Annotated in this window: 4 protein-coding genes; 2 read left to right on the forward strand and 2 right to left on the reverse strand. The window is 65.2% G+C overall.

Features of this window, described 5'->3' with window-relative positions:
• The first annotated feature begins 249 nt into the window (after window positions 1-249).
• A complete protein-coding gene (locus ACG2LG_RS06090; protein ID WP_396257267.1) occupies window positions 250-8,856 on the forward strand; it encodes a right-handed parallel beta-helix repeat-containing protein in 8,607 nt (2,868 codons plus the stop codon).
• Window positions 8,857-8,893: 37 nt separating this feature from the next.
• Here ACG2LG_RS06090 and ACG2LG_RS06095 read toward each other — a convergent pair whose 3' ends face one another.
• Both ACG2LG_RS06095 and ACG2LG_RS06100 read right to left on the reverse strand, forming a co-directional pair.
• Window positions 8,894-9,808, reverse strand: coding sequence for a family 16 glycosylhydrolase (locus ACG2LG_RS06095; protein ID WP_396257268.1), 915 nt, complete (start codon window positions 9,806-9,808; stop codon window positions 8,894-8,896).
• A gap of 4 nt (window positions 9,809-9,812) precedes the next feature.
• Window positions 9,813-11,000: a cysteine desulfurase family protein gene (locus ACG2LG_RS06100; protein WP_396257270.1), complete on the reverse strand. Its 1,188-nt coding sequence runs from the start codon at window positions 10,998-11,000 to the stop codon at window positions 9,813-9,815.
• Window positions 11,001-11,173: 173 nt separating this feature from the next.
• Here ACG2LG_RS06100 and ACG2LG_RS06105 point away from each other — a divergent pair, with 173 nt between their 5' ends.
• Window positions 11,174-12,697 (forward strand): cryptochrome/photolyase family protein, encoded by a 1,524-nt coding sequence (locus ACG2LG_RS06105; protein WP_396257272.1) that lies wholly within the window; start codon window positions 11,174-11,176, stop codon window positions 12,695-12,697.
• Window positions 12,698-12,751: the final 54 nt, after the last annotated feature.

Here is a 12,751-nt window from a genome sequence, read left to right on the forward strand (position 1 = left end):
TCCTCAAGCAAGATCAGCAGCCCGGCCGCCTCGCAGCCCTGGAAGGAAAGGTGGCTCGTTCCCCGAAGCCGGCGGATCTGAGCGCCATTCAAGGTCACGCCTTCCACCCGTACCGCAGACCCAATCAGAGGGTCTCTTCGAAACTCGCGCGAGATCCAACCATTCGCCAATCCCATGCCGTCTCTGCCTGACCCAGTCCAACCCCGTCAAACTCGACAACTCCCGGAATGATCGTGTATCTCAATTCCGGTGCGCTGGCTCCCTCTCTTCCTGCTGTCGATGTCCGGCTCGCTGTGTGGGGCGATTTTTCACGTCGATCGCGACGTCTCCGGCGGCCTCGGCGATGGCTCGTCATGGACCAACGCGTTTGCCGACCTTCAGTCCGCTCTCCTGGTGGCCCGGACCGGCGACGAAGTGTGGGTCGCCGAGGGTGTCTATTATCCCGACGAGGGCCCCCTGCAGATGCCCGACAGCGCTTCATCACGCTTCGAGCCGGATGCAGGGGTCGAACTCTATGGTGGATTCTCGGGCACGGAGACGATGCGGAGCCAGCGCGATGTTTATCGCCATCGGACAATCCTCAGCGGCGACTTGCAGCAGGACGATCTCGATCCGGACGGGGACGGCATTACCGCACGTGCAGCCCATATCGTGGGCGTCAATGCCGCGACTGTGGTGCGATTCAACAGAACCTACGGCGGCGGACGTCTTGACGGGCTGGTGATCACGGCGGGAGCCGGCACATCGGCAGGCGGTCTCTACTCGATCACATCCGACCTCGTGGTGGCCCGGTGCGAGTTTCAGGGAAACCGAGCGACCGATGCAGGAGGATTCTATCTGTCGGGGCAGAACGTCACCATGGTCAGCTGCACGTCATCCGGAAATCGCGCCTCACGCTTCGGCGGAGGAGGTGTGGCCAACGCGGAGCTTGTTCTGTCCGGTTGCCTCTTCCTGGCCAACGAGTCGTCCACCGCAGGCGGAGGATTGTACATCGGAACATCCGCCACCTTGACGGCGACCCACTGCACGTTCGTGGGAAACCGCTCGAGCCAGGGCGGCGCGATCCTGAATGTCTCAAGATTCGGAACCCCGACCTTCCGAAATTCGATCATCTGGAACAACGAGGCGAGCGGAAGCACGACGACACCCGCGGCCACTCATTCAGCCAGTTCACAAAGCAGAACCGGCTTCAGTCATTGCCTGCTTGCCAACTCCGGGGGGAGTTCGGCCTGGGTTCTGCCGCTCACGTTCAACCTCGGAGGAAATGTCGACGCCGATCCGCAATTCGTCGACTTGCCGGCGGTCGGTGAGATCCCGGCACTTGGATTCGAGGTGCTTCGACTCACCGCAGTTTCCCCGGGCATCGATACGGGGAGCAACTCCTCGATCGAGGCCGACCGCGCCGACCTCGATGGCGACGGAATCACCAACGAACCCCAGCCGCTGGATCTCGGCGGTGCCGAGAGGCTCCAGAACGGCACGACCGACATGGGCTGCTACGAGGGTTCGAGAGGCCCATCCGTGGTGGCGCCGGTCCCACCGATCGAACTCGCGCCGGGCAGCGGCCTTCATCCCGGGCTGGTCGATCTCTCGACCGTCTTCGACGAAACCGCAGTCGAGTTTGCCATCGAGTCCGTGACGCCACTCGGTCGCGTCGAGGCTACGGTCGATCCGGTCACTGGATTGATGGATCTCACCGTTCTGCCGGGAGCGGTTGGCGAGGTCACCATCACGGCCCGCGCGACCGACGCGAACGGAGCCGCTGCCTTCACCACCATCCTCGTGGCCATCTTCCCGCCGGTTCTCTATGTCGATGCGACGGCAACGGGTGCGGGCACCGGCCTATCCTGGGCAGACGCAATTCCCCACCTTCAGGACGCCCTGGATCTTGGAGGCGGCAGTCACGAAATCTGGATCGCCGAAGGCATTTATCGACCGGATCTCGGAGGCGGAAGAACTGTCGGTGATGCTTCCGCAAAGTTCGTCCTCCCGGCAGGCGTGTCGTTGCGCGGCGGCTTCGTCAGTGGTTCGACGGACTCCGCCTCGAGACTGCCGGAAGCGAGGTCCATCCTCAGTGGCGACGTGGATGCCGATGACCTCGATGCCGATGGCGACGGGCTTGCCGCCGACACCACCGAAGTCGTCGGTGAGAACTCCGACCTGTTGCTGGAAGTTTCTGGTGCGCCAGCTGGCGTCGTGGTGGAGCACCTGACCTTCAGCGCGGCGGGCGGGTCGACGAACGGAGGCGGACTGCGCGCGACCAGCTCGCAGATCATCCTGCGCCGTTGCGACTTCATTGCCAATCAGGCCACGCAGGGAGCCGGCGCGCACCTTTCCGGAGGCGATATCGTCATTGAGGATTGCACCTTCCAGGAAAACGTCGGCGTGCAGGACGGCGGCGGGCTCCGCCTGATCGGGACCAGCACCACCATGGACGACTGTGTTTTCGAAGGAAACAGGAGCTCGACGGGAGGCGGCGGCGTGGCGGCATCCGACTCGACGATAGAGCTTTCCGGCTGCGAGTTCCTCCGCAATCTCGCCTCCACCAGCAGCGATCGCGGTGGCGCGGTCTGGCTGCGCAGCAGCCCCCTGTCGGCCCGCGACTGCCGCTTCACCGGCAACGCGACACCGGGCACATTCGGCTACGGCGGGGCGATCTTCGGCTCGCTCGGAAGCATCGACCTGCTACGCTGTGATTTCGAAGGCAACCAGGCTTACGACGGCGGGGCGCTCTACCTCGACGGCGGCACGGTGACGCGCATCGTCCAGGCCAGCTTCGCCGGCAATGCGACGACCAACGACGGCGGGGCGATCCATCTCGACGGGGCGGAACTGGCGGTGTCTGCGTCGGAATTCCGCGGCAATGCCGGCGGCGACGGGGGTGCGGTTTACAACGACAGCGCGACGCCGGTTTTCCACGGCTGCACCTTTTCCGGCAACGATGCCGCGGGAACCGGCGGTGCGATCTACAACCAGACCTCGAATACCGCGAACCCCGCCGCTCCTCAGCTGACCCATTGCATCGTCTGGAACAATCGGTCATGGGGCGAGACCGGCACCGCCCGCGCCTCGGTTGGGGATTCAAGCACAGGCCACGAATCGAGCTTCGCCCACTGCCTGATCGCGAATTCCGGTGGCAGTGCGGCCTGGAATCCCGAACTGGGCCACGACCTCGGTGGCAACCTCGCCCTCGATCCGCAGTTCCTGCTCCCCGTCGATCCCGCCAGTGCACCAACGAGCCTGGGCGACCTGCGGCTGCCGTCGACCTCGCCAGCCATCAACTCCGGCGACAACGCCCTGCTGCCCGCCGACGAACTCGATGCCGACGGCGATCTCGATCTTGCCGAGCCGCTGCCGCAGGACCTCGGTGGACTTCCGCGGGTCGCGGGAGCGGCGACCGACATGGGCGCTCACGAAATCGAACCCGGACCCGCCTCGGTGGGTAGCCTGCCCCGACCGAGACTCGAGCCCCTGAGTGGCAGCCATCCCGCCTTGATCCAGCTGGCCGACTTTTTCGACGGCACCGCCGTCGGCTTCCGGATCGAACAGGTGGTGCCAACCGACATCGTCACCGCCAGCGTCCACCCCACGACCGGACAGTTCGACCTCGAGGTGCTGCCCAACCGCTTCGGCCCCGTGTCCGTGATCGTCGGTGCAACCAACGCGGCGGGTGCCACGAGTTTCCGAACCCTGCAGATCGATGTCTTCCCTTCCGTCGTCCATGTCGACGCCGCCGCGACCGGGCTTGCAACCGGATTGACGTGGGACGACGCCTTTCCCGACCTGCAGAGCGCGCTTCAGGTCCCGCGCATCGGGTTGATCCCGCTCGATGTCTGGATCGCCGAAGGCCAATACCGCCCCGACCAAGGGCCCGGGCAAGTGGCGGACAATCCCGGCGCAGTGTTCTCCGTGCCCGCCCGCACCAATCTTTATGGTGGCTTCGCCGGAAACGAAACGTCGCGCGATTCGCAGAATCCGGATCTGCATCCGACCATCCTGAGTGGCGACCTCGGCCAGGACGACATCGTGGTCGACGGCCGGACCGCCGATGCCGCCGACCAGCGAGGGGTGAACTCGAACCGGATCCTGTATGTGCCTCCGCTGACCCCCATCACCATCGATGGCGTGACGATCACGGGTGCGTCCGGAGGGAGCGGGATCTACGCCTCGGCACCACAGCTCACTCTCAGGGACTGCCGTTTCGCCGGAAATCGCGGCAATGGAGGAGGTGCGCTCAAGCTTGAAGGCGGCAGCGTGGTCGTCGAGGCCTCGCGATTCGAGGGCAACCTCGCCGCCAGCCTGTCGAGTTCCGCCATTCGTGACGGAGGGGCGATCGAGGCCTTGAACGTCCAGCTATCGATCCGGGGGTGCGTCTTCGCCGCCAATCGGGCGGGACCCGACCTCGATCCGCTCGGATCCGGAGGAGCCATTCTGGCCGATGGTCAATCGCTGGAGCTTGTGGACACCCGCTTCGAAAGCAATCGCAGCGCGAGCGGTGGCGGCGCGATCAAGGCGACGGATCTCGATCTCCGAATCGAGGGCTGCAGCTTCTCCGGAAATGAATGTGCCGGCTCCGGAGGGGCGCTGATGATCTCGAACTGTGCGACCGAATTGTGCCGCTCGATCTTCACCGCCAACCGGGGTTCCCAAGGCGGCGCCGTGAACTCCAACGGTCCGTCATTCATCGCCGCGAATGTCGAGTTCCGGGGCAACACCGGAAACTCCGGAGGCGCCCTGTTGTTCTCCGCCGCGGACCTTCGAATCAGCAACTCGATCTTTACTGGCAACACCGCGACTGACGGCGGTGCCATCACCCAGGGGAACGGCCCGGGGACCTACTCCCACTGCACCTTCACGGGCAACCGGGCGGGTTTTCGAGGCGGTGCCTTCTACTACCCCTTCACTTCCAACCCGGTCGCGCCGTCATTCCACAATTCGGTCTTCTCAGGAAACATGGCCGGCAATTCCACCAATCTCCCGTCGGCGACCGCCGCTTCGCAGGCGGACTACAACCAGCTTCTGATCACGTTTCATTCCTGCCTCGTCGAAGGCTCCGGTGGCAGCGCGACGTGGGATCTCGGCTTCGGCCTCGACGGCGGCGGAAACCTCGACGGCGATCCCGCCTTCCTGATCCCGATCTCGCCGCAGCAGGCCCCGACCATCGCCGGTGACTTTCGGCTCGGTCCGCAATCGGCAGCCATCGATGCCGGGGACCCGACCCTGCTGCCCGACGACCCCTGCGACCTGGACGGCGATCTGACCACGGCGGAACCCCTGCCACTCGATCTCGGTGACCTGCCACGTCTCAGCGGCATCCGGCCCGATCTCGGGGCCCACGAAACCGAGGGGGGTCCAGCGGCGCCGGGACCCGAGCCACGCCTTGAACTGGACCCCGACGCGGGAGTCCTGCCCGGCGCGCTCTCGGTCGCCGACCTTTTCGACAGCGATGCCGTCGGCTACTCACTCGACTCACTGCATCCCGCCGGTCCCCTCGACGTGCAGATAGATCCGGTCACCGGCCAACTCGATGTGACCGTCCCGCCCGGCACGATCGGCCATTTCGTGGCGATCGTACGCGCGACCAACAGCTCAGGAGTCGGGACATGGCGCGCGATCGTGATCGATGTCTTTCCGGATGTTGTGTTCGTCGATCGGGCGGCCACCGGAGCGGACACCGGGCTCAACTGGGCCGACGCCATCCCCCACCTTCAGGACGCGCTGGCCCTCGGCGGCAGCGGCTACGCGATCTGGGTGGCGGGCGGCGTGCACACGCCGGACCAGGGTGCGGGCCACACTCCGGGCGATGCCTCCTCCTACTTCCCGATCGGCGAAGGGACTGAGATCTACGGGGGCTTCCCGGTCGGTGCCACCACCATGGCAGAGCGCGATCCCGATCGCTGGCCGACGGTGATGAGCGCGGATCTCGGTGGCGACGACATCGATCCGGAATCCGACGGAGTGATCGTGCAACCCGGAGACCAGCGAGGCACGAATGCGAGACTGGTGGCAGCTTTGGTCGGCGTGAGCGAGGCCACCCGTCTCGACGGCATCTGGATCACGGGTGCGGCGGGCCCGGGATTCGGCGAACTCGGCAGCGGCATGCTCGTCAGCAATGCCACACCCACCCTCCACGGCTGCCGGTTTTACGGCAACAGCAACTCCTACGGCGGAGCGCTAAGCGTCGTCGGGAGCGCCCCTTTGGTGGTCGAGAACTCCGAGTTCGCAGGCAACTCGGCGAGTTCCCAGGGTGGGGCGGTTCATATGACGGACTCGGAAGTCGAGTTCCGCGCCTGCGCGTTCCGGGGCAATCGGTCGGTATGGGGAGGCGCCTTGGCCGACAGCAGCGGACGACTTTCCTTGGAATCCTCCACCTGCTCCGGCAACGCGGCAGAGCGAGGGGGCGCGCTCTACGTCGCGGGTCTCGGCGCCACCCTGCACAACAGCCTGCTGCATGGAAACCAGGCCGACATCGGAGGCGCGATCGAGAACGCGGCCGATACTTTTGAGGCCGTCCATTGCACCTTCACCGAGAACACGGCGTGGGAGCAGGGCGGTGCCGTCAGCAACACCGACTACCCCGACGAGAACCTCGCGAGCTACACGAACTGCATTCTTTGGAACAACCAGCACCGGCGTCGCACCGATTCGGCATCCGCGTCCAGCTCGACCTACAACGGCGCGGCACCCGACACTCTCTTCACGTCCTGCCTCATTGCCAACTCGGGTGGCAGTGGGGCATGGGATCCCTCGATCGGCACCGATGGGGGCGGAAACCTCGACATCGATCCGTCATTCATCGCTGCCGGCACCCCGGCCGTGCCGCTGGCCGGTGGCACCGGCTTTCAGCCACGCACCGGTTCTCCCGCGATCGACGCAGGGGCTGCGACGGCGCTGGTCTCCGACCTCCTCGGTCAACCGCGCCCACAGGGCACCGCACCCGACCTCGGCTGCTACGAGACGGCCCCCGCGGGACCCGGCGTTCTGTCATCATCCATCGACCTCCAACTCACACCCAACAGCGGCACGCATGTCGACCTGGCCGAGACCGCCCCGCTCTTCGACCAATCGGCAGTCGCCTTCGAGATCACGTCAATGGAGCCGGCTGGCATCGTCGAAGCGGCACTCGATCCGACCACCGGTTCGCTGACCATGGAGGTGATTCCCGACCGCTTCGGCCGCGTCCAGTTCGGGATCGGCGGGGTGGATTCGCAGGGACGCCGGAGCGTGGTGGGGCTGGTCGTGGATGTCGTCCCGACACGCGTCCACGTGAATGCATCTGCCACCGGCAGCGGCAGCGGACTGAGCTGGGCCGACGCCTTTCCGTCGCTCCAGTCGGCCCTCGACCGACTCGTGAGTGGTTATGAAATCTGGGTCGCCGAGGGCACCTATTATCCCTTCGACGGTCCCGGAGTGCGCTACCACAGCGACGACGCCAGCTTCAAGCTGCGCAGCGGCCTGCAGGTGTTCGGCGGCTTCGCCGGCAACGAAACGACCCGCTCGGCGCGCGATCCCGGGCGTCGAACCACCCTGCTGCAGGGTTACACGACGGATGTCGCGCAGCCGCGGATCTTCCTCGTGGTGACCGCCGTTGGTGTCGGCAGCGATTGCACGCTGGACGGCTTCACCATCGCCGGCGGCATCGGCGGTAGTGCCAGCGGAGGAATCAACGTGCGCGATGGCGGCGCCCTCCACCTCGACGGATCGAGCCCCGTGATCACCGGATGCCGCTTCATGGACAGCTACGCCAGATACAGTGGTGGAGCGGGCGCCTGGATCGGGAATGGCTCGATGCCGTTCTTCGAGTCGTGCGAATTCATCGCCTGTCAGAGTTTCTCCAGTTGGGGCGGAGCCGTGCTCGCCAGCAACGGCTCGGCGCCGGTCTTCGAAAACTGCCTGTGGCAGGGCAATTCCGCCTACCTCGGCGGCGCCCTCGGTGTCCGCGCCGGGGCGACCGTGCGGGTGATCAACGGCACCTTCTCCGGCAATTCCGCGCGGAGCGACGGCGGCGCCGTGTGGAACGAGGGTGCGCTCTTCCTCGGCAACAGCATCGTCTGGAACAACCGCTGCCGCACGGACAGCGCGCCCAGCACCGCGATCCCTTCCGCCTCGCTGTTCCAGACCGCGTCGGGTACCACCAACCACCGCCACAACCTCGTCGCCCATTCCGGCGGGAGCGCCGCCTGGAATCCCGACCTCGGCACCGACCTTGGCGGCAATGTCGACGCCGATCCCGTCTTCCTCAGCCCGGCAGATCCCACCGATTTCTTTGCCGCTCCCGGCGATCTGCGGTTGAGCTTCGGCTCGGCGGCCCTCGACACCGGCGACAACCTGCTCATCACCACCGGCCTCGACCTTGATGGCCTCCCGCGCCTCACCAATGCCGCCGTCGATCTCGGCTCCTATGAAGGTCAGAACGACCAACTGGACAGCGATGGCGACCAGCTCTCCGACGCTTTCGAAATGGCCTCGACCATTCCGCCCTCGCGCACCGCCCTCGTCGCGGGCGACGATGACGACGGCGACGGCTTGATCAATCTCGACGAGTTTTTCTTCGGCCTCGATCCACAGGTTTCCGATGCCCGGCAGGCAGCGTCGCTGGTCTTCGAGGAATACCTGAGCCAAACCTATCTCGCGATCCGGTATTCAGTGAACCCATGGGCTCGGACCTTCCGCAGGGCCGAAGTCCAGCGTAGCACCGATCTCGGCAACGACGACGATTGGTCGACCGGCGAAACCACCCGGGTCCGCGCCGAACGCCTGCGACCCGACCTCGAACAGATCACCGAGCGCTCCAACCGATGGGTGGGTCTCGATGACGCCGAGTTTCTCCGGGTCCACACCGTCGCCGAGCCCTGATGTCCACTCCCATTGACTGCCCTTGGGAATGGGAAAACTACTTGAAGGGCAACTCGCCCTCGCCTCGCGGAGCCGGGTCGCCGCCGCCGCCCTCCTTTTCGTAGACCCGCACGTAGTCGATCTCCATCTCCGCAGGGAAGGGTGTGGTCGGGTCGGGAGGCCCGAGAAAGCGCCCGCCGACGGCGAGGTTGAGAACGAGGTGGAAAGGTTTGTCAAAAGGCGCGGGCCACGGATTCAGCTCCGCCTCCGACGCCGGCTTCTCGCCGCCGTTCGGCCCGCGCTTCGAGGTGCTCCACCAAAATTGCTTCGTGGAAAACAGCTTCCCGTCGACATACCAGCGGATCACCCCCGGTTCCCACTCGATGGCATAGGTGTGGAAATGGTCGATGCCCTTCCCTTCGGGAAAAACAAACTCGCCGCCCGCATGGACATTCGCCGGCCAGCAACCGCCGTAGTGGATCGTCCCGAGCACTTTTCCCGGCTCCTGCCCACGCGCCTCCATGATGTCGATCTCGCCCGAAGCCGCCCATCCTCCATACGCATTGTCGTCGGGAAGCATCCAGATCGCCGGCCACAGGCCCTGCCCCACCGGCAACTTGGCGCGAATTTCGAACCGCCCGTAGCGCTGCGAAAACAGGGTCTCGCCCTGGCGCGTCACGGTCCGCATCCGCGCCGAGGTGTAGCCGCATCCATGCAGCGATTCCTTGCGCGCCTGAATGACCAACTTGCCGTCGCGGACGATCGCATTCCCCTCGGAGTAGTACTGCAACTCGTCGTTGCCCCAGCCGTGGATCCACTGCCTGGCCTCGTAGTTGTAGAAACCGTTCCCCACCTGGAAACCCCACTTCTCCCGATCGATGGAATCGCCCTCGAACTCGTCACTCCAGACCAGTTTCCAATCCTCCGCCATCAGCGGGGCGAGCAGGGCCATCAGCAGGATCCGGATCTTCACAAGCTCACGAATAGACCACCACCGGTCCGGCACTGCCACCCTGAACGCGGCGCAGCTTTTCGACGGATGACACCACGGCCTCGGCGGCCTTTTCGATCTCCTCCATCGTCACCAGGTGCGAGATCCCGAAGCGCAGGCTGCTCTTGGCCTTGGCATCGGAGAAGCCCATCGCCTTCTGCACGTGACTCGGCTTCTGTTTGCCGGTCATGCAGGCGCTTCCCGCAGAGCACGCGACGCCGCGCTCCTCGAGCAGGATGAGCAGCCCGGCCGCCTCGCAGCCCTCGAAGGAAAGGTGGCTCGTCCCCGGAAGCCGGTGGATCTGGTCGCCATTCACGGTCACCCCCTTCACCCGCTCGACCACGAGTTCCTCGAAGCGATCGCGCAATCGGCGCACGGCATCGCCCTCCGGGTCATGAGCCAGGCGCTGGCGTGCCATTTCCGCCGCGACGCCAAGACCCACGATCCCCGCGACGTTCTCGGTGCCGCTGCGCCGCCCACCTTCCTGCCCTCCTCCGCGGATCATCGGCTCAAACCGGCAACCCCGCCGCACATGGAGCGCTCCCACCCCCTTCGGCCCGAAAAACTTGTGCGCGCTGAGCGAGAGGAAGTCCACCGGCACCTCGCGCACGTCGATCGGAACCTTGCCGACCGCCTGGATCGCATCGGTGTGAAACGCCAACCCCTTGTCCTTGGCGATCGCGCACGCTTCCGCAATCGGCCCGATCACGCCGGTCTCGTTGTTGACCCACATCACCGAGGCAAACCCTCCGCCCTCTTTTGCTGCCTCACAAGCCGTGCGGAAGGCATCAAGATCCAACCGCCCTCCGGCATCCACGCCGACCCGCTCGACCGCAAAACCCACTTCCTCGAACGTCTCGATGGGCCGCAGCACCGCGCTGTGCTCGATTGCCGAAGTGATCACCCGTCCGGTCTTTCGCCCGACCACCCGCGACAACCACTTGAGCGCCATGTTGGTGCTCTCGGTGCCGCAACCGGTGAACACGATCTCCTCCGGCTCGGCACCGATCAGCGCCGCCACCTTTTCCCGTGCCTCGTCGATCGCCTTCCGCGCCTCCTTCGCCGGGCCATAGGACGAGTTGGGGTTGTGGAAATTCTCCCGCATCCACGGCAGCATCGCATCCACCACCTCGGGCAGCATCGGAGTCGTGGCGTTGGCATCGAGGTAGATCACGGTGGAAGCCTAGCCACCAACTCCGACCCCATCAAGCAGCCCGCCACCTTTGTACGTAGTTCCGCCTTTAGGCGGTTGAACTGCAAAAAGAAGACCGCCTGAAGGCGGAACTACATACATCAAGTGCCGAACCTCTTCGCTGGACAGCCTCTCGGCCCGAACTATCCCTCTCCATGCGGAACCTCCTCGTCATCCTCGGCGACCAGCTTGACCCGGACAGTCCGGCGCTCGCCGATGCGGACCCCAAGAAGGACCTGATCTGGATGTGCGAGGCCTCGGAAGAGTCCACCCACGTCAAGTCCCACAAGCAACGGATCGTCCTCTTCCTTTCCGCCATGCGCCACCATCGCGAGTGGCTGGAAGACAAGGGTTTTCAGGTCGATTACACCCCGCTGGACGCAGACGACCACAGCGGCCGCCTCTCCGGCGAACTCAGCAAGGCCATCGAGAAACACGACCCGGAGCGGGTCCGCATCGTCGAACCCGGCGAGTGGCGGGTGAAACAAGCCATCGAGGGAGCGTGCCACCGGCTCTCGGTCCCGCTCGACATCCTTGAGGACACTCACTTTCTCTCGACCATCGACGACTTCCGTCGGCATGCCGAAGGCCGGAAGTCGCTGCGCATGGAGTTCTTCTACCGCGAGATGCGGAAGCGTCACGACATCCTGATGGAGGATGGCAAGCCGACCGGCGGCGACTGGAACTACGACAAGGAGAACCGCAAGAGCTTCGGCAAGAGCGGGCCGGGCGAACTCCCTGAGCCGACCCACTCCGAGCCCGACGAGATCACGCGCGGGGTGATGGATCTCGTTGAAACCCATTTCCCCGACCACCCCGGCTCGCTCGAGAGCTTCCGGTGGCCGGTCACGCGCCGCTCGGCCCTCGCCCACCTGCGGTCCTTCGTCGAGGAACGCCTGCCGAATTTCGGCGACTATCAGGACGCGCTCTGGACCGATGAACCCTTCCTCTATCACTCGCTGATCTCGTCGTCGCTGAACCTCAAGTTGCTCAACCCCCGCGAGGTCATCGACGCCGCCGAGAAAGCCTACCAGGAAAACAAGGCACCGCTGGCCGCCGTCGAGGGCTTCATCCGGCAGATCCTCGGCTGGCGCGAGTATGTCCGTGGCGTCTACTGGCTCCACATGCCCGACTACGTCGAGCGCAACGCGCTGGGTGCCGATCAATCGCTGCCGGAGTTCTACTGGACCGGCGAGACCGAGATGAACTGCCTGCGCCAGGCGATCGGACAGACGCTCGAGCACGGCTACGCGCACCACATCCAGCGCCTGATGATCACCGGCCTCTACGCGCTGTTGCTCGGCGTGCGTCCTCAGGAAGTGCACGAGTGGTATCTCGCGATCTACGTCGATGCCGTCGAGTGGGTCGAGTTGCCGAACACCCTCGGCATGTCGCAGTTCGGCGACGGCGGCGTGATGGCTTCCAAGCCCTACTGCGCCTCAGGGAAATACATCCAGCGGATGAGCAACTACTGCGCCGGTTGCCGCTTCGATCCCGCGAAGAGAACCGGTGACAATGCCTGCCCGTTCACCACGCTCTATTGGGATTTCCTGCTGCGGAACCAAGACCAGCTCAAGGGCAACCAGCGGATGAGCATGCAGCTGCGCAACCTGTCGCGCCTGAGCAACGAGGATAAGAGTGCCATTCACGATCAGGCGGCCCGCCACCGGCGTATGTAGTTCCGCCCCGCGGCCGCGGGGCGGCTGAACCGGTGCACGTGGACCGCCTAAAGG

The organism is Haloferula sp. A504, assembly GCF_044385805.1.
GTDB lineage: Bacteria > Verrucomicrobiota > Verrucomicrobiia > Verrucomicrobiales > Akkermansiaceae > Haloferula.